The organism is Paraburkholderia sp. GAS32, assembly GCF_050434225.1.
GTDB classification, from domain to species: Bacteria; Pseudomonadota; Gammaproteobacteria; order Burkholderiales; family Burkholderiaceae; genus Paraburkholderia; species Paraburkholderia madseniana.
In genome coordinates this window covers 1-18532 of sequence record NZ_JBNPVS010000001.1, presented here as the reverse complement: position 1 = coordinate 18532, position 18532 = coordinate 1, and the positions used below count along the sequence as shown (strand labels likewise).

Annotated in this window: 19 protein-coding genes and 1 pseudogene; 13 read left to right on the top strand and 7 right to left on the bottom strand. The window is 63.5% G+C overall.

Features of this window, described 5'->3' with window-relative positions; genetic code table 11:
* Positions 1–57: 57 nt before the first annotated feature.
* Entirely contained in the window at positions 58–915 is an 858-nt protein-coding gene (locus P3T25_RS00100) for a polysaccharide deacetylase family protein (protein WP_154565719.1), read from the bottom strand.
* Between the two features lie 84 nt (positions 916–999).
* Here P3T25_RS00100 and P3T25_RS00095 point away from each other — a divergent pair, with 84 nt between their 5' ends.
* From P3T25_RS00095 to P3T25_RS00060, 8 genes are all read left to right on the top strand, one after another.
* Entirely contained in the window at positions 1000–1131 is a 132-nt protein-coding gene (locus tag P3T25_RS00095; protein WP_429357201.1) for a hypothetical protein, read from the top strand.
* Positions 1132–1153: 22 nt separating this feature from the next.
* Positions 1154–1918, top strand: coding sequence for an SDR family oxidoreductase (locus tag P3T25_RS00090; protein ID WP_429357200.1), 765 nt, complete (start codon positions 1154–1156; stop codon positions 1916–1918).
* 74 nt (positions 1919–1992) lie between these two features.
* Positions 1993–2223: an oxidoreductase-like domain-containing protein gene (locus P3T25_RS00085; protein WP_168435930.1), complete on the top strand. Its 231-nt coding sequence runs from the start codon at positions 1993–1995 to the stop codon at positions 2221–2223.
* A gap of 50 nt (positions 2224–2273) precedes the next feature.
* The gene (locus P3T25_RS00080; protein WP_429357199.1) at positions 2274–3143 is read left to right on the top strand and encodes an NAD-dependent protein deacetylase; all 870 of its coding nucleotides are present in this window, start codon (positions 2274–2276) and stop codon (positions 3141–3143) included.
* Positions 3144–3255: 112 nt separating this feature from the next.
* Positions 3256–3861 carry a pyridoxamine 5'-phosphate oxidase family protein gene (locus P3T25_RS00075; protein ID WP_429357198.1) on the top strand — a complete coding sequence of 202 codons (606 nt, stop codon included), beginning with the start codon at positions 3256–3258 and terminating at the stop codon, positions 3859–3861.
* A 12-nt stretch (positions 3862–3873) separates the two neighbouring features.
* Positions 3874–4524, top strand: coding sequence for a DUF938 domain-containing protein (locus P3T25_RS00070; protein WP_429357197.1), 651 nt, complete (start codon positions 3874–3876; stop codon positions 4522–4524).
* Positions 4525–4741: 217 nt separating this feature from the next.
* Positions 4742–6151: an NADP-dependent phosphogluconate dehydrogenase gene (gene gndA, locus P3T25_RS00065; RefSeq protein ID WP_429357196.1), complete on the top strand. Its 1410-nt coding sequence runs from the start codon at positions 4742–4744 to the stop codon at positions 6149–6151.
* Between the two features lie 265 nt (positions 6152–6416).
* Complete coding sequence (locus P3T25_RS00060) at positions 6417–6734, top strand: DUF4148 domain-containing protein (RefSeq protein ID WP_154565713.1); 318 nt, start codon at positions 6417–6419, stop codon at positions 6732–6734.
* Between the two features lie 139 nt (positions 6735–6873).
* Here P3T25_RS00060 and P3T25_RS00055 read toward each other — a convergent pair whose 3' ends face one another.
* Together P3T25_RS00055 and P3T25_RS00050 are read right to left on the bottom strand one after the other, a co-directional pair.
* Positions 6874–7641 (bottom strand): DUF2968 domain-containing protein, encoded by a 768-nt coding sequence (locus tag P3T25_RS00055; protein WP_429357195.1) that lies wholly within the window; start codon positions 7639–7641, stop codon positions 6874–6876.
* A 167-nt stretch (positions 7642–7808) separates the two neighbouring features.
* Entirely contained in the window at positions 7809–8129 is a 321-nt protein-coding gene (locus P3T25_RS00050; protein WP_054041885.1) for a hypothetical protein, read from the bottom strand.
* 248 nt (positions 8130–8377) lie between these two features.
* On the opposite strand from P3T25_RS00050, the gene P3T25_RS00045 reads away from it, so the two are divergent.
* The 3 genes from P3T25_RS00045 to ltaE all read left to right on the top strand — a co-directional run bounded on the left by P3T25_RS00045 (position 8378) and on the right by ltaE (position 10777).
* On the top strand, positions 8378–8689 hold the full coding sequence (locus P3T25_RS00045; protein WP_429357194.1) for a cupin domain-containing protein: 312 nt from the start codon (positions 8378–8380) through the stop codon (positions 8687–8689).
* A 146-nt stretch (positions 8690–8835) separates the two neighbouring features.
* Positions 8836–9600 carry a murein hydrolase activator EnvC family protein gene (locus tag P3T25_RS00040; protein WP_154565711.1) on the top strand — a complete coding sequence of 255 codons (765 nt, stop codon included), beginning with the start codon at positions 8836–8838 and terminating at the stop codon, positions 9598–9600.
* A gap of 169 nt (positions 9601–9769) precedes the next feature.
* Entirely contained in the window at positions 9770–10777 is a 1008-nt protein-coding gene (ltaE, locus tag P3T25_RS00035; protein WP_429357193.1) for a low-specificity L-threonine aldolase, read from the top strand.
* A 56-nt stretch (positions 10778–10833) separates the two neighbouring features.
* Here ltaE and P3T25_RS00030 read toward each other — a convergent pair whose 3' ends face one another.
* On the bottom strand, positions 10834–12201 hold the full coding sequence (locus P3T25_RS00030; protein ID WP_171928260.1) for an MFS transporter: 1368 nt from the start codon (positions 12199–12201) through the stop codon (positions 10834–10836).
* A 741-nt stretch (positions 12202–12942) separates the two neighbouring features.
* Between P3T25_RS00030 and P3T25_RS00025 the strand changes: the two genes are divergently transcribed.
* Positions 12943–15396 carry a glycogen/starch/alpha-glucan phosphorylase gene (locus P3T25_RS00025; protein ID WP_154565708.1) on the top strand — a complete coding sequence of 818 codons (2454 nt, stop codon included), beginning with the start codon at positions 12943–12945 and terminating at the stop codon, positions 15394–15396.
* Between the two features lie 86 nt (positions 15397–15482).
* Here the strand turns inward: P3T25_RS00025 and P3T25_RS00020 are convergent, their stop codons facing one another.
* The 3 genes from P3T25_RS00020 to P3T25_RS00010 all read right to left on the bottom strand — a co-directional run bounded on the left by P3T25_RS00020 (position 15483) and on the right by P3T25_RS00010 (position 17744).
* A complete protein-coding gene (locus tag P3T25_RS00020; RefSeq protein WP_429357192.1) occupies positions 15483–16598 on the bottom strand; it encodes a hypothetical protein in 1116 nt (371 codons plus the stop codon).
* Between the two features lie 265 nt (positions 16599–16863).
* Entirely contained in the window at positions 16864–17208 is a 345-nt protein-coding gene (locus P3T25_RS00015) for a hypothetical protein (RefSeq protein ID WP_154565706.1), read from the bottom strand.
* A 146-nt stretch (positions 17209–17354) separates the two neighbouring features.
* Positions 17355–17744, bottom strand: coding sequence for a DUF6232 family protein (locus P3T25_RS00010; RefSeq protein ID WP_429357191.1), 390 nt, complete (start codon positions 17742–17744; stop codon positions 17355–17357).
* Positions 17745–18170: 426 nt separating this feature from the next.
* Here P3T25_RS00010 and P3T25_RS00005 point away from each other — a divergent pair.
* Positions 18171–18532 (top strand): annotated as a pseudogene (locus P3T25_RS00005) (multicopper oxidase domain-containing protein); the annotation flags it as partial.

Below are 18532 nucleotides of genomic sequence, written 5' to 3'. Positions count from 1 at the left end.
GTTTGCGTGGCTCGCCGCGTGCCGGTGGCCGAACCACGCGGAAAGATTGCTCACAGTTCAGTCGTCGATGCGTGCTTCACGCAGCGTAACGAAGCGCAGGTGCTGGCTGCGCGCCGCGTCGATTACGCGCGGCAGGACTGCGAGTATCAGCGGTTTGCCCTCGATGGTGAGCGCGGCATTGCCATCGTGCAGCAGCAGGATGTCGCGCGGCGCAAGGCCGCGGAGCAGCCGGTGCGCGACCACGTGGGGATCGCGCTCGCGCGTGTCGTAGCCGCGCCGCGTCCATGCCGCAAGTCGCAAATCGAGTTTGCGCAGCACGGGCTCGAGAAAGATGTTGCGCAACCCCGCCGGGGCGCGGAAGAACATCGGCCGCTCGCCGCTCAATGCCTCGAAGGTGCGCTGCGCCGCGCCGATCTCGCGGGTGAGCGCGCCCGGAAACGTGATCGAAAACGTGTGGACGTGAACCTGCGAATGGTTTTCCAGCGCATGGCCGCGTGCGACGATCTCGCGTGCGAGTTCCGGGTAGCGTTGCGCTTTCGCGCCGATACAGAAGAAGGTGGCGCGCACCTTGAAAGCGTCGAGCAGATCCAGCACTTGCGGGGTGACGACCGGGTCGGGGCCGTCGTCGATGGTCAGTGCGATCGCGTCTGCGTTGCGCGCGCCGGCGGGCAGGTGCGTCCAGTTCGGGCCAAGCAGCGAGGTGCGCGGCAAAAGGCCGGCTACCGTGAAAATAGCGTGATTCACGACGATCGCGGCGAGCCACCACGGCCATGCGGCGGGTGCCAGCAGCCAGCCCGCCAGTACGAATACGTGCCATGCGGCGGTGGCCGTGAGCATCGCGGGATAGCTGGTGCGCGGCCAGCGGCGCTGCGGCGGAGCCTCGTTGCGTTGCTGCGGCGTGAAAAGTTCGTTCATAAAGCGTGCTTCCTGTCTTCCTTCCTCCGTCCTGGGAAGGCCCTGAATCGCGCGCGTGACGCGCAACAGCCAACGATACCATTGATGCGCAATGCGACGCTGTTGCGGAAGGTAACGATAAGTAATGAAAGAATGCTGAAAGACGCCATGCTTCGCGACGGCCGCGCCGTTGCATTTGTGATGGGCGATCCGCTGTTGTATGGTGCTAAGGCCTAAGAAACGGAGCAGGAGAGGTGCTGTGACAGGAACGGGAATCAAGAAAGTCGCGCTGGTGACGGGCGCGGGCAGCGGCATCGGCCGGGCCTGCGCGCTCAAGATGCTGGAACACGGTTATAGCGTCGTACTCGCCGGCCGTCGCCAGGCGCCGCTCGACGCCGTGGTCGAAGAAGCGCAGCAACTGGGCGGCGACGCGCTTGCAGTGGCCTGCGACGTGACGGATGCCGACAGCGTCGCCGCGCTGTTCGACACGATCCGCGCGCGGCGCGGCCGTCTCGACGTACTGTTCAACAACGCGGGCCGCAACGGCTCGCCGGTGGATATCGATGAGCTCGATGTCGACGAATGGCGCTCGGTGGTCGACACCAATCTCACGGGCGTGTTTCTTTGCACACGTGCCGCCTTCGGTCTGATGAAAACGCAGACGCCGCGGGGCGGCCGCATCATCAACAATGGCTCGATTTCCGCGCATGCGCCCCGGCCGAACAGCATCGCCTACACGGCGACCAAGCACGCGATTACCGGCATCACGAAAGCGGTTTCGCTCGACGGCCGCAAATACGACATCGTGTGCGGGCAGATCGACATCGGCAATGCGGCGACAGAAATGGCCGAGCGGATGGCGCGCGGTGTGCCGCAGGCGAACGGCGAAATCGCGGTCGAGCCGTTGATGGACGTGCAGCACGTCGCCGACGCGGTGCTGCATATGGCCGAATTGCCGTTGTCGGTGAATGTGCAGTTCATGACCATCATGGCAAGCAAGATGCCGTTCGTCGGGCGGGGCTGAGCGGGGCGCCGCACGCATCGCGGAAGATCAACTTATACTGGGCGCTTCCCGCCTTCTGGAAAAAGCGATTCGCCGTGCCCCGCGCCACACCCAAGGACGACCCGCAGCCGGTGCCGCCCGCGCAGCCCGACCTCGACGATTGTTGTCATAGTGGCTGCAATCCGTGTGTCTTCGATCTCTACGATGAAGCACTCGAACGCTATCAGTCAGCGCTCGCCGAATGGCAAGCGCGGCAGGCGGCACTGAAGGTGCAAAAGGTACGAACGGTGCACGCACGGCCGAGCAAACCGCGTACGCGCCGCTAAACGGTGTTTCAGGTTTTACGCCAAGGCCGCAGCCATACCCCGTCCCCGTCATGACCGACCTTCAGCCCGCACCCATCGAACCCTTCAACGAAACGCACACGCTGGACGACCTGCATACCTTCGTACAGCGCTATCCGCGTCTGTTCGTGCTGACCGGCGCGGGCATCAGCACTGACTCCGGCATTCCAGGCTATCGCGACGACAACGGCGAGTGGAAACGTTCGCCGCCGATCACGCTGCAGGAATTTCTCGGCACCGCCGCGATGCGCCGGCGCTATTGGGCACGCAGCATGGTGGGCTGGCCGGTGGTGGCCGACGCTCAGCCGAATGCCGCGCATACGGCATTGGCCCGGCTCGAGGCCGCGGGCCATGTGCCGACGCTCGTTACGCAGAACGTCGACGGTTTGCATCAGCGGGCGGGGAGCCGTGAGGTGATCGAACTGCATGGCGGCATCGACGGCGTGACGTGTCTGGACTGCGGGATGCCGCATTCGCGCGCGTCGATCCAGCAGACGCTGGAAGCCGACAATCCCGCGTTGCTGAACGTCACTGCCGAAACCGCCGCCGACGGCGACGCGCATCTGGAGTGGCACGATCTCGACGCTTTTCGCATTCCGGCGTGCACGAACTGCGGTGGTTTATTGAAGCCCGCGGTGGTGTTCTTCGGCGAAAGCGTGCCGCGCGAGCGTGTCGAAGCGGCGTCGCATGCGCTCGACGCGGCGGACGCAGTGCTGGTGGTCGGCTCGTCGCTGATGGTCTATTCGGGCTACCGCTTCTGCGTGTGGGCGCAGAAGCAGGGCAAGCCGATCGTCGCGATCAATCTGGGGCGCACGCGCGCCGATCCGCTGTTGTCGCTGAAAATCGCCGCGCCCTGTGCCGACACGCTGACCGCGCTGGCGGCCCGTCTGGCACTGGATTGAGCGGACCGCCTGAGCCTTCCGATCAGCGCGCGGCCCGCATAAATCGTCGATAATCCCAATCCCACGCAGCGCCGCTCTCACGAAAAGCAACCGTCCAGCAAAAGGAACGCCGATGTTGACGACGATCGAACAGCTCGAAGCAATCTACGGTCAGCCCCACGAACGCGCAGTGAAGAAAGAGATTCCGTACGTCAACGAAGACTATCGCGCGTTCATCGAAGTCGCGCCCTTCGTCGTGCTCGCCACCGCCGGTCCGGAAGGCCTCGACTGTTCGCCGCGCGGCGACGCGCCGGGCTTTGTACGCGTGATCGACGAACGCACGCTCGCGCTGCCGGACCGCATCGGCAACAATCGCGTCGACAGTCTGCGCAATATCATCGTTGAGCCGCATCTGGCGCTGCTGTTCATCATTCCGGGCGTCGGCGAAAGTTTGCGCGTGAACGGCCGCGGCCGCATTTCGAACGATCCGGAATTGCTGGAAAGTTTCGCCGTCGAAGGTAAACTGCCGCGCACCGTGCTGCTGATCGACGTCGACGCGGTGTACTTTCATTGCTCGAAGGCGCTGGTGCGCTCGAAACTGTGGGATCCCGCGCGTCACGTCGAACGTTCGCGCCTGCCGAGTGCCGGCGAGATCCACCGGCGCATCAACGGCGCGAGTTTCGATGCCGCGACCTACGACCGTGAGCTCGCCGAACGCGTGCGCACGGCCCTGTACTGAAACAACGTGAACATGACTGATTCCCATCCAGCGCTGCGGCAACACTCGCCGTCCGCCGAACGTAATCGCGAACCGATCCTTGCCGTATTGCGCGAAGTGCTGCCGGCCACCGGCCGCGTGCTGGAAATCGCGAGCGGCACGGGGCAGCATGCTATCTGCTTCGCCGGCGCATTGCCTGGGCTTGACTGGCAACCGAGCGATATCGATGCGGATGCGCGTGCGTCGATTGCCGCGTGGGTCGCGCACGCAGGGCTGGCGAACGTGCGCGCACCGCTCGCGCTCGATGTGCATCAGGCGGATTGGGGTGTGCAAACGCTGGATAAGCTCGATCAGTTCGACGCCGTGGTCTGTATCAACATGATTCACATCTCGCCGTGGAGCGCAACGCAAGCGCTATTCGCCGGCGCGAGTCGCCGACTGGTCGACGGCGGTGTACTGTATCTGTACGGCCCTTACAAACGCGGTGGCGCGCAAACCTCGCCGAGCAACGATGCGTTCGATCAGCAATTGCGCAGCCGCGACCCCGCGTGGGGCGTGCGCGACATGGAAGCGGTGGTAGCGTTGGGCGCATCGGTCGGGCTCGTGTGCGACGAGCCGATCGCGATGCCGGCCAACAATTTCAGTCTGGTTTTCAGGAAACGCCTGGACGTGGCGCGGGTCTGACGGACGTTGCGTAGTGCGGTGCGTCATAAAGCGCATCACCGGGCGCCGCATAAAGTATCTCGTGAGGCCCGCATACAGTGGAAAGCCCACTCGTTGAGTATCAATGCGCGCCAGCGAGCGGCAAGCCGGCATTTCTTTTATCCTTTCACCCTCGACGTTCCGCCGACGTTCTTTCCGGCGCAGCGTCTCGACATTTTTTGGACTCTGGAGAATTCACATGGGCAAACAGGCAATCGGCGTGGTGGGGCTAGCGGTCATGGGCCGCAATCTGGCGCTCAACATCGAAAGCCGCGGCCACGCGGTCTCGGTGTACAACCGTAGCCGCGAGAAAACCGACGAACTCATCGCCGAATATCCGGACAAGAAGCTGGTGCCGGCCTTCTCGCTGGAAGACTTCGTGGAGTCGCTGGAAAAACCGCGCCGCATTCTGCTGATGGTCAAGGCAGGCGAGCCGACCGACGCCACCATCGCGCAACTCAAGCCGCTGCTGGACAAGGGCGACATCCTGATCGACGGCGGCAATACGCATTTCACCGACACCATCCGCCGCAATCAGGAACTGGCGAAAGCCGGCCTGCATTTCATCGGCACGGGCGTGTCGGGCGGCGAAGAGGGCGCATTGAAAGGCCCATCGATCATGCCGGGCGGCCAGCGCGACGCCTATGATCTCGTCGCGCCGATCCTCACCGAAATCGCCGCCAAGGCGCCGGACGGCGAGCCGTGCGTCGCGTACATGGGTCCGGACGGCGCGGGCCACTTCGTGAAAATGGTGCACAACGGCATCGAATACGGCGACATGCAATTGATCGCCGAGAGCTATGCGGTGCTCAAGCAGGTCGTCGGTCTGTCGAACGAGGAGCTGGCCAAGGTCTACACCGAATGGAACGAGGGCGAGCTCGACAGCTACCTGATCGAAATCACCTCGAAGATCTTCAAGAAGAAAGACGAAGAAACCGGCAAGGATCTGGTCGACGTGATCCTCGATCGCGCGGCGCAGAAGGGCACCGGCAAGTGGACCAGCCAGAACGCGCTCGACCTCGGCGCACCGCTGCCGCTGATTACGGAAGCCGTGTTCGCGCGTGTGTTGTCGTCGCTGAAAGTTCAGCGCGTGGCGGCGAGCAAGGTGCTGGAAGGGCCGGCAGCCAAGCCGCTCGGTGCCGAGCGTGACGCGTTCATCGAATCGGTGCGGCGTGCGCTGTACTTCAGCAAGGTGATTTCGTACGCGCAAGGTTTCGCGCAACTGCGCGCGGCATCGGAAGAATACAAGTGGGATCTGGATTACGGCGGAATCGCGAAGATTTTCCGCGCAGGCTGTATCATCCGCGCCCGCTTCCTGCAGAAGATCACCGACGCCTATACGAAAGACAAGGCAATCGCCAATCTGCTGCTCGATCCGTACTTCCGCGACATCGCGAAGAACTATCAGTCGGCGTTGCGCGAAGTTGTGATTGCCGCGATCAATGCGGGCGTGCCGGTGCCGGCATTCGCGTCGGCCGTCGCCTATTTCGACGCGTATCGGTCGGAACGCCTGCCGGCGAACCTGGTGCAGGCTCAACGCGATTTCTTCGGCGCGCATACGTTCGAGCGTATCGACAAGCCGGGCAGCTTCCACGCGAACTGGAGCTGATCGTTTGAATCGTGGCCCGGCGCGCGCTTGCTGCAAGGCGCGCCGGGCCACGCTAGCGATTGAAATCGAGACGGGCAATTATTGCTGAGAGCTATCGGACAGATAGCGTGGCAGCACGCCGGACCGTCTACTATTGCGAATTTTGGAATAGAGTTTCATCGTTTCAGGGGTTTCCCCTAGATGTCGACGCTCCTAAACTTCTACTTAAGCGCTACGGGACAACGAGCCCAAAGCGCATTAAATACAAGTTCTGGAGGTTTACATCATGAAGACGCTTATCTCTGCTGTTGTCGTCGCTGCCGCTCTGGTCGCTCCTGTTGCTTCGTTTGCTCAATCGAACCAGCCGCTTACCCGCGCTGAAGTGCGCGCTCAACTGGTGCAGCTGGAAAAGGCCGGTTACAACCCGATCGGCGATCATGTCGACTACCCGGCTAACCTGCAGGCTGCGCAAGCCCGCGTCGATGCACAGAACGGCACCGCTCAAGCTGTGAACAGCGGCTACGGCGCACCGATCGCTGGTACCTCGCAAGCCGGCCGTCCGGTGACCGGCAACGACCGTAACTCGGTCTACTTCGGCAACTAATTCGCCGAAGCTGATGTGAACGCCGCCTGGCTGACAGGCGGCGGGTAATGAAAAAAACGCCGACCGGGTTGCCGGGCGGCGTTTTGTCGTTTACGGCCAAGCCTATAGCCTGGCCGTCAGATCGATTTGAAGGCGCGCTTCAACGGTTCGGCAAATGCGGAATCCCTTCGTTGCTGGTCAGATTGAGCTGGTGAATCTGCCGATGCGCCTTGTTCAGATGCGCCTGCGCGGCGACGCGTTGCGCTTCCAGTTGAGACACCTCCTTGCGCACCTGATGCTGCCGGTTCGACACGGTCTGTTCCTGCGCGCCACGCCGTTGCAGGTCTGTGCGCAGCCGTTCGGCCTGCGCCTCGGAGCGCGCGATCATGCGAGCAAGCTGTTCGTTTTGCGCCTCGAGTTGCGCGCGGCGTGTTTCGCCTTCCGAGAGCCGCGTCGCCTGTTCCTCGAAGTGATGGAAGGCGGCTTCCGCGGCTTCGAGGTCGGCGGCTTTGAGCGCGCGCCACAGCGAGCCGTCCTGATACAGCGCGACGTAGTACGCCAACTCCTTTGCGTGAAACAGCAGGCTGACCGAATAGGCAAAGCTGCGGAACACGCGGAACGGCGTCAGCGCTTCTTCTTCGGCGAGCCATTCGATTTCGGCCGTGTCGGCCATCTGCACACCGCGCGCGCTAACCTGCGAAGGCACCACCGGCACCGGCCGTAACGTCGTCACCGGCCGCGCCGGCTCGGCGGTTGGGGCGGTAGGTGCACCAGCGGCAGCGCCAGCGGACGCGACGCCGGCCGCCGCGGCCAGCGTCGCCTCCTCGCTGTCGTCGGGCGTTACGGGATCGGCGGCGTTCTCTCGAGCGACCTGCACGAGATGCGATGGGCCTGCCAGCACGCTGCGGCGATTCAGGAGACTTTTCACGGCGGTTCCTCCGGTTGACTCGCCCGAAACCTTCAGACGGCGTCGACAGTCAAGCATGCCGGACAATCTGGCGGTTCGGGCGGTGAGCGAAAAGTGGCGGACCGGCGGCGCTAGCGCTGAGCACCGGGGTGCGCGGCAGTGCGGATGCGTTTTCCGCGAGCGCGGCTTTAATGCAAGGTGCGATGCCGACGGCCTATTTCATCGAACAGCGCGCGGCTGGGTTCGAGAGCAAGCAACCAGGATTCGTCGTAACCGCTGAGATTGTCGAGCGCCTCGCGCAGCCGTTCGATCGCCAGAGCCGGAATCTCGACGCTGGCTTCGACGCCGCTCGACAATCCCGCGATGCTGGCCAGTTGGACCAGTGCGTCGGCGGCTTCGGCGACGTCTGCCGCGAAAACCAGATGGGTGTTCAGCAACTCGACCAAACCGGGCGACGCCGCAACATCGTCGACGTTGAGTTGCACGGCCAGAAACGTGGCTTTGTTCATCCTCAACTCCTCGCAGGATCCAGGCGTTTGCGTACGGTGCGTTGCGGCAGCATGACTGAGTATAGGCGAGGGTTGAAAGGATTCAATAATCACACGAATGCCCTCGCGCGGCCGTGTGGCGGCGGTCGTGCCTGCCACAACACCTATAATGGGGGCCGTCGAAACGCGTGATCCTGCTGGGCCGGGCGGCTCGGTATGCGACACGGATAACGCCTCGACAGCGACTGTTTCTCAACCCACTATTCACCATGAAGATCATTCGCAGCAAGAGCTTCACCGCGACGCGTCCGTGGGGCGCGCTCGATATCGCCAACATGAGCGGCATCACGACGCGCCTGCATTGGACCGATCAGCCATACAAGTGGCATGTCAACGACGGCGAGGAAGTGTTCGCCGTGCTCGACGGCCGCGTGGAGATGCGCTATCGCGAAGGCGGCGTCGAACAGTCGGCGATTCTGGAAACGGGCGATGTGTTCTACGCGTCGGTGGGCACCGAACATGTTGCGCATCCGATCGGCGTGGCGCGCATTCTGGTGGTCGAGGCCGAGGGCAGTGTCTGACGGTTCCTTGGCCCATGCCGTGTCGAAGTCGTCGCCAACGCGCACGGCGGCATAATGGATACGCGCCGTGGCGCCCGTACCGAGCGGCACGGCGAATGCTTGGGGCTGATTGAATCCGATTGAATCTAAGTGTCGAGGAAAATCACATGACAAGACAATGGCAATTCACGGCGGCCCGGTTGCTGATCTCGGCGACTCTCGGCGTGATGATCAGCGGTTGTACGTCGATGCCGTGGGAAAGCACGCCGTTCTATAGCAGCGCGCCGTCCCGCCCGACTACCCTCGGCACGGTCCCTGTGCCGGCCGGTTACTACCGCGCCAATCCGGGTGATACGCTGGCGGGCATCGCGTCGGCGTACGGTCGCAAGCCGCAGGAGATCGCGACATGGAACGGCCTCGCATCGAATGCGGCGATCAATCCGGGGCAGGTGCTGCGGGTGGCGCCGCCAATGGCGTCGGGTAGCGTGGTGACGCCGCCGGTCAACGTGGCCGGTCAGAATGGCGCTGCCGCCACGCCCGGTGCGGCTGGCGTCGCGCAGCAAGGCGTGCTGCTGTGGCCGTTGCGGGGTCCCGTGCTGAAAGCCTTTGCGCCGGGCAAGTCGAACGGTATCGTGATCGGCGGTCGCGCAGGCGATCCGGTCAAGGCCGCCGCGACCGGTCGGGTCGTTTACGCCGGCACGGGTATCGAGGCGTACGGTCCGCTCATCATCATCAAGCACGACGACTCGCTGATTACCGCCTACGGGCAGAACAGCACGCTGCTGGTCAAGGAAGGCGACGCTGTCGCGCAAGGACAAACCATCGGCGAAGTCGGCGTGGATAGCCGGGGCGTGGCGTCGATCCAGTTCGAAGTCCGCCAGAACGGCCAGCCGGTCGACCCGCTTGCGTGGCTACCGAAGTCGGGTGGGTGAGCCCCGCTCACTAGCGCGGTTTTCAGCGCCGAGTTAATTAATTGAATACACTGTGTGGCTCAACAGCCGGAGTCGTGGCCGTTCATCGAAGCAGATGAAGCGGTGCGCGGGCCGGCGGTCACAGGCTTGTCATGCATTGACACAAACAGGGACACACGAGGCTCTCACCATGATCGATTTGCGCAGCGACACCGTAACCCGTCCAACTCCTGCCATGCTCGCGGCGATGTCGGCCGCCGAAGTGGGCGACGACGTCTGGGGCGACGACCCAACCGTGCTGCGCCTGCAAGCAACGGTCGCGGAGCGCACCGGCAAGGAAGCCGGCCTGTTCTTCCCGAGCGGCACGCAAAGCAATCTGGCGGCGTTGATGGCGCATTGCGCGCGCGGCGACGAATACATCGTCGGCCAGTTGGCGCATACCTATAAGTACGAAGGCGGCGGCGCGGCGGTGCTCGGCAGTATCCAGCCGCAGCCGCTCGAGAATGCCGCCGACGGTTCGATCCCGCTCGAGAAGATCGCGGCCGCGATCAAGCCGATCGACAACCACTTCGCGCGCACGCGGCTGCTGGCGCTGGAAAACACCATCGGCGGCAAGGTGCTGCCGGCGGGTTACGTCGAGGAGGCGGTGCAGTTGGCGCGCCGGCATGGCTTGTCGGCTCACCTCGACGGCGCGCGGGTCTACAACGCGGCGGTCGCATCGGGCAAGCCGGTTGCGGCGTTGTGCGAACGGTTCGATTCAGTCTCGATCTGTTTTTCGAAGGGCCTGGGCGCGCCGGTCGGCTCGGTTCTGGTCGGCAGTCAGGCGCTGATCGATGTGGCGCATCGCTGGCGCAAGGTGCTGGGCGGCGGGATGCGTCAGGCCGGCGTGCTGGCAGCCGCATGCCTGTATGCGCTGGATCACAACGTCGAGCGTCTCGCCGACGATCACGCGAACGCCGCGCATCTGGCGGCCGGTCTGGAATCGATCGACCAGGTCAAGGTGCAGTCGATCGCGACCAACATGGTGTTCGCGCATTTTCCGCAGCAACATTGCGTACCGCTCGAAGCGTGGCTCAAGGAGCGCGGCATCCTCACGCAGATGCTCTACGCGTCGCGCTTCGTCACGCATAAGGATGTGTCGCGTGCGGATATCGATACGTTTATCGGCGCAGTGAAAGGGTATTTCGCCGCGCATTAATCGAAATGCCGGGAAGGAAAAAAGGGCGCACTGCCGCAGCAGTGCGCCCTTTTTGTTTACTCCGCCGACGCTTTCGCGTGCACGCCCGCGCGATGCGACGGCGCGAACAGCCGCAGTCCGCTCGCAAGGCTCGCCGCGCCTGCAAAGAAGGCGCCGGCGCTGAGCGCGAGTGTGGGTCCATGCCGGCCGGCGATGCCGAAGCTCAGCGCGACCAGCGCTGCACCGGTGGTCTGCCCAAGCAGCCGGGCAGTCGCGACGATGCCGCTGGCGCCGCCGCTGCGCTCGGGCGGCGCGCTCGCCATCAATGCCTTCAGGTTAGGTGACTGGAAGAAGCCGAAGCCCGCGCCGCAAATCGCCATGCGGATGCCGATGTCGAGCACATGCGGATGCACCGGCAACAACGCCAGCGACGCCATCCCCGCCGACATCACCGCAAGGCCGATCGCGCCCAGCAGGCCCGGTGGATAGCGGTCGGACAGACTGCCCGCCAGCGGCGCGGCCAGTGCGACCACCACGGGCCACGGCGTCATCAGAAAGCCGGTCTCGACCTGGCTGCGATGCAACACGTCCTCGAAGTAGAAAGGCAGCGACACGAACGCCAGCCCTTGCGCGGCGAACGAGCACACCGCGGTCACCGCCGACAACGCAAACACCGGCCGCTTGAACAGATCGACCGGCAGCATTGGCGCAGGGTGACCGGCTTCACGGCGAATCAGCAACACACCGAACACCACGGCGATCGCGGCCGCGCTCAGCACCAGTTGCGTCGAGGCGCGCTGGGCCGCTTCGCCCAGCGCGAAGATCAGCGCGGCGAAGGTGATCACGTTGAGGAGCGCCGCAATCGGGTCGAAGTTGTGTTTGCCGCGCTCCGTGTGCGGCAGCGCGGGCCACGCGAAGGCCAGCGCCAGCAGGCCGAGCGGCACATTGACCGCGAACAGCCACGGCCATGCGGCAACGGACAGAATCAGCGACGCTACCGTCGGCCCGACCGCGAACGACACGCCGACGATCAACGCGTTAGTGCCGAGGCCGCGTCCGAGCCGATGCGGCGGATATAGATAGCGGATCAGCGCCGTGTTGACGCTCATGATCGCGCTCGCGCCAAGACCTTGCAGCACGCGCGCGGCGGCCAGCAGCGGCAGTGTCGAAGCGAGCGAGCAGGCCAGCGACGCCAGCGTGAACAGCGCAATGCCGCCGATATAAATCCTGCGATGCCCGACGATGTCGCCGAGTGCGGCAAGCGGCAGCAGTGTCGCGACCATCGCGAGCTGGTAGGCGTTGATGATCCACACCGACGCCGCGGGCGCCGCGTGCAGATCCGCGGCGATGGCGGGCAGGGCGGTGTTGGCGATCGCGGTGTCGAGCGTGGCGAGCGCGACTGCGAGCATGATCGCGGCCATCGCGCGGCGATTGGCGGCGCTCATCGGGCCGTCCACTGGAAAGGTCTGGTCGAGCGTGGCGCCACGGGTGGCGCTGGGTTTGTCGGACAAGGCGTGGCTCGTCGGGTTATGCATGCCGCAGCGCCGGGTGCGTCGGAGGGACAGCGCGGCGGCGTGCAGGCGGCAGGGTTGCGAGGCATGAAGCGCGGGGCCCGAGTCCAGCGGTCAGAGCGGCGCGCGCGGCGAATGAAGTGATTGTTACAGAGACGTGGAAATCGTGCTGGGAGGCCGGCAGGGCGGGGCACTCGGTCGGACGTCCACAATGCAACTAACGGTCAAGCCCGCGCGGCGTCTTCGAATCGGCGTGGCCCAGCGTTGTCGCATGTCGCTCCGGCATAACAGTTCAGCAGACGAGGCGCTCCGATTTGACCACGTATCGAACCAGTCAACGCATTCATCGCCACGTCACACGTCGAAAAAGATAGTCATGCTGCCTCTCCCATGCAGTCGGCTTTCATTGCTTGCCGTCGTTTGCCTGTTTTGCGGGCCGATGCACGCGCCCAGTGCCGCGCACAGGCTGCCTCTGCACCGCGTGCGTGCGCGGAATGCGTGAAGCCCCGCATGTCGGCGGGCATGGCATGTGCATGAACACCCGCTCGCGCTCGCCGGTGTCCGCGCGCCGTAAAATGTCGTACTCTGTTTGTTAACCCGCCTGACCGACCCGCGCCTCCCGTCCGTCATCTATGCGGTTCGCGTATGTCGCGTCGTTATTTCCCGGAGGCTTCGATGACAGCCGTCGATCTGGATTTCGACCAGCTCAACAGTACCGTCGACGCGCTACGGCGCTCAATTTCCAATCGCATGATGTACGGCGTCGGCAAGGACGCCGTCACCGCTCATCCCCATGACTGGCTGCACGCCGCGGCGCTCGCCGTGCGCGACCGGCTGGTCGCGCGCTGGATGAAGACCACGCGCCTGCAGTACGAACAGGACGTCAAACGCGTCTACTACCTGTCGATGGAATTCCTGATCGGCCGCACGTTTACGAACGCGTTGCTGGCGCTCGGCATCCACGATCAGATGAAGGAAGCGCTCGCGGGTCTCGGCGTCGACATGGAGACGCTGGTCAATATCGAGCCGGACGCGGCCCTCGGCAACGGCGGCCTCGGGCGGCTCGCCGCCTGTTTTCTCGATTCGATGGCGACGCTCGGCATTCCGGGTTTCGGCTACGGCATCCGTTACGAATACGGCATGTTCCGTCAGGAGATCGTCGACGGCGAGCAGGTCGAAGCGCCGGACTACTGGCTGCGCGCGGGCAATCCGTGGGAGTTTCCGCGGCCCGAGATCAAGTACATGGTGCATTTCGGCGGGCGCACGGTGCAGCGCGGCGAGCATGTGGAGTGGATCGACACCGAGCATGTGAACGCAACCGCGTATGACACCGTCATTCCGGGTTACGCGACGGACGCGACCAATACGCTGCGCCTATGGTCGGCGCGCGCCACCGAAGAACTCGACCTCGGCGCGTTCAATCGTGGCGACTACCGCAACGCGGTCGATACGAAGAACATGTCGGAGAACGTCTCGCGCCTGCTGTATCCGGACGACTCGACGCCGGCCGGCCGCGAACTGCGGCTGCGGCAGGAATACTTCTTCGTCTCGGCGACCATGCAGGATCTGATTCGCCGCTATCAGCGCACGCACAGCACGTTTGGCCGCTTCTCCGAAAAGGTGGCGGTGCATTTGAACGACACGCACCCGGTTCTGGCGATTCCGGAACTGATGCGTTTGCTGGTGGATGTTCATCATCAGCCATGGGACAAGGCGTGGCATCACGTCACGAAGATTTTCTCGTACACGAACCACACCTTGATGCCCGAAGCGCTCGAAACGTGGGACGTCGAGATGCTCGCGCGTCTTTTGCCGCGGCATCTGGAGATCATCTTCGAGATCAACGCGGGCTTTCTCAAGCATGTCAGCGAGCAATCGGGACATGACGGCGAGATGATCCGCCGCATTTCGCTGGTCGACGAATATGGCCAGCGGCGTGTGCGGATGGCGTATCTGGCGATCGTCGCGAGTCACAAGGTGAATGGCGTATCGAAGCTGCATTCGCAACTGATGACGCGCGATATTTTCGCCGACTTTGCACGCATCTATCCGGACCGCTTCACGAACGTCACCAACGGCATCACGCCGCGGCGCTGGCTGGCGCAGGCGAGTCCGTCGCTGTCGTCGCTGATCGATCAGCAGATCGGTAAGCATTGGCGCAGCAATCTGTTCGAGCTGGAGCAACTGCGCAATCTGCGCAACGACAGCGCGTTCATCGACGCCTTTCATGAAGCGAAGCGGCAGAACAAACTGCGGCTCGTGCAGCGGCTTGCGCATCACACGAAACTGAACTTCGATCCCGATGCGTTGTTCGACCTTCAGGTCAAGCGCATTCACGAATACAAGCGGCAGTTGCTGAACGTGTTGCACGTGATCGTGCGCTACAACCAGATTCGCGCGAATCCGGAGCGCGATTGGGTACCGCGCGTGGTGATGTTCGCCGGCAAGGCTGCGTCCGCGTATCGCATGGCGAAGACGATCATCAAACTGATCGGTGACGTCAGCGAGAAGGTCAATCACGATCCGTTGATCGGCGATCGCCTCAAGGTGGTGTTTGTGCCGAACTACGGCGTGAGCGTGGCCGAGTTGATCATTCCGGCGGCCGACCTCTCCGAGCAGATTTCAATGGCCGGCACCGAAGCGTCAGGCACCGGCAACATGAAGCTCGCGTTGAACGGCGCGTTGACGATCGGCACGATGGACGGCGCGAACATCGAGATCTGCGACGCAGTGGGACGAGAGAACATTTTCATCTTCGGCCATACCGCCGACGAAGTGGACAACCTGCGCGCCACCGGCTACCGGCCGCGGCAAGTGTACGAGGAGAATCCGGAACTGCGCATGGCGCTCGACCAGATTCGCACGGGTTACTTCTCACCGGATGATCCGCTGCGCTTTTCGGACATTTTCCACACGTTGGTGGATTGGGGCGATCACTATATGGTGCTCGCCGATTTCGCCGCGTTTGCGAAAGCGCAGGACGAAGTGGATGCGCGTTTCGTCGACAAGCGCGCGTGGACCGAGAGCGCGATCGAGAACGTCGCGGGCATGGGGCAGTTTTCGTCGGACCGCACCATCGGCGAATATGCGCGCAATATCTGGCACGTGAATCCGCTCAGTATGGAGTGACGCAGGCGCGTTTGTGTATGGCGCTTGCTCAAATGAAAAGGCCGTGCGAATTTTTTGCACGGCCTTTCTTTATTGATCGATGACTATCACGGGGCGAATCGTTCGCTCTCTTGCGCGGCATGCAACCCGAACTGTCCACGCGGGAAATCGAACAGCACGTCGATGTTCTGCATGGCCATCAAACCGACCACGATGCGGTTAGCGTCCGGCTTCGCCTTGACGATCGTGACTTGCGCCTTCTCGTAACGGTGCACCCACGATCCAGTGCCGATGGCCGTCTCGTAGTTGCCCTGATCGAGCACATTGCCGACATCGCCGTCACCGGTCCAGTTGGGCGCTTTGTCCATTTCGAGGCGGATCATGCCGGTGCTGCCGGTTGCGAACACCAGCGGCGCGCAGAAGGTCATCTTGTTGCCCACATTCACGCAGCCTCGCGGCCATTGCGCTGTGCCGTCTTTCGACATTGTCATCGGCACCATCGTGTAGTCCTTGGTAATGGTGCTCGAGGGACTCAACACCATGTACGGCTTCGCGAAGTTCGAGTGCACCAGATAGCGTTGGCCGATGTTGCCGGGCAATGCGCGCAACGGTTGCGTGTAGCTGTCGTCGTCGGGCTGCGCGGCGCCGACGCCGACGATGCCGGAAAACGCCCAGCCGAATTCACCGGTGTAGCCGTCCATCCCCACGCACTTCCGCGCGTTCGGCAGGCAACGTATGACATCCACCGCTTGCGCGGCGATCGGTGTTGGGGTGGTGCCGGCGAGGCTGAACGGCACCTTCACGGCCGAGCCGAGAATCTCCACACCGTTCGCGAACGACAACGACGTCACGCCGCCGGCGCTTGCATAGTTCGAACCCGGCAGTACCGACTTCAACACCCGCGTACCTTGCGTACCCGTGTCGAGTGCCATGTACACCGGCTTGCCGTCGAGCTGGACCGGCAGGCCGAGGCGTGCGTGGTCTTCGTCGGCACGCTCCACATGCAGCGGAATCAGCAGGCCGTCGTTGCCGCCGTTGATCAACGCGGCATTGGGGGCCGGCGGCGTGGGGGTGGGGAAGGTGACGGAGCAGCCGGTCAGTGCGGCGAGCGCGCCGGCTGCAACCAGTGCCGCTGCGGCTGAACGACGAAATTGAAGACGGAATTGAAAACGAAAATGAGGACCGACATGCCGGCGCGCGGCATCGAGAGACGACAGGAACATAGGATCACGCTTTGCAAAGAGGCGGGTCCCTGGCGGAGGCGATGCATCGTGAGCTGTGGGTTGGACTACTCGAACAGCACTGGCGGCAATCTCACTGGATTGCCGCGGCGTGGGCGGGGAAACCGGGACGCTTGCGGGGGCCTGCGGGAGGGAACACGCGATAACAGGAGCGGCGACTCTACACGGCCACCCGTGGGCAATTGCAAAGATGTGTAAAGGTTTGGGGGGGCGGCTAGCAAGTCGCCCGTGCAAGCATTGATCTATGTCAATAGTCGCGCGGACGGCGGATCACGGTGGCTTGCGCGCGGCCGAGCGTGGCGCGGTCGAGGGCGCTTGTCAGCAGGCTGATCACGTCGTCGAGGGTGCGCGAGGTGACTTCGACACGAAAGGTCACGCGCTCGTGTTGCTGGTCGACGGTCATGACGTAGAGGCGCAGATCGTCGCCGAGGGCGGTATGCAACGCGCGCCGTCCATGTGCCGACGAAGTGCCGGGCACGGTGACGTCGATAATCACAAGCGGAACGACGACATGCGTGCGGCGGGGAAGGCGTGATTCGCGCGGTGCGCGCGGGACGGAGACTTCGGACGTTGCAACGGACGTGAGCATCATGATTGCGCCGATTCGGCGAGGCGGCGCGCGTTGTTGACACCTAACCACTCTAACGGCGCGCGCCTCAACGACGCGCAAAAGCTGCCGCGTCGCGAATCAATTTTCTGTTAACGCGCGGCACCTGGCACATAGCGGACGGCGACTGCTCAGGCCTTGGGCGCCGCAGTGACGGCCTGCGCCTCGTGCACGGCCGCGGCGACGCGCTCGACGAACTCGCGATCGGTGCTCATGAGCGCCTCACGCAGGCCATTCGCGGTCTGCACCATCAGACGATGCGTGATGTCCTGGGTCGCCCAGGTGAGCCAGCCGACTACGATCAGCATCGTGCCGCACACCATGCCGACCGGCGAGCGCCATATCCCGCCGACAATAACGCCCACGAGTCCGACGAGCGAGATCGCGCGCGGCAGCGCTTTGTTCTTCTGCACGGTGACGACTTGCACGTCGACGATGTCGCGCAGCGGAAAGACCTGGCCGGCCGACGAGAGTGCGTTACGCGTGACCGACACGCCGCGATCGTTGAAAGGAGTTTCCATCGAGTCCAATGCAATCCGTAGCAAAGGGCGCAGCGTACCAGATCTGAGGTTGACTATTTCCGAAGCTCGTCTTCACACAGTTCGCCAAAGCTCGAACCGCTCGAAAGGTCGGTCTGGATTCAATCTTCCGATGAAGGCTAATTGAAAGAAATTGAATCGACCTGATGCACCTGCAAGGCATCGGCCGAGGATCCGGGTGGCCGACGCGATCGACGCACTGCGCCTTTTCTACTCCGGCCGGCCAATCCGAAGAACGTCACTGGGTTTGCCCTACTGCAAGTGTAGGGGGGTGACCCATCCCAGGCTGCGTCGCTCTTGTTCAGAATCCAGATACGGACTGATGTAACGACGTAACCAGCCCGCATTCGCAGTAGAGCATGACGTCCAGCGCGTATGGCGCTGGCTGACCCCTGGGACGGAGGTCATATGTTCAGTACCCGCGCTTATCACAGCAGTGTTGCCGCGCTGCTGTTCCTGCTATTTGCAGTTCCTTCGTTCGGCCAGTCGTTCCGGGTGCAATGCCCGCCGACCACGCCGGCGCATCCGACGGCGCTGCCGCCCGGTACGGGGGAGCCCGCCTACACCGGGCCGTCCTACACGGGACAGACCTCCACGTCGACCGGCGTCATCAACGGCGCGGTCAAGTGCCAGCAGATCTCGGGCGGTGATGGTTACGCCACGATGGCGAACGGCGTGCAGACCTACCTGTTCGCTTTCGGCCCGTTGTCCGGGCTTGCCGACATCAAGGCCGGTCTTCCCGGCACCGAGTTCGCCTCGGTGTTCAACGC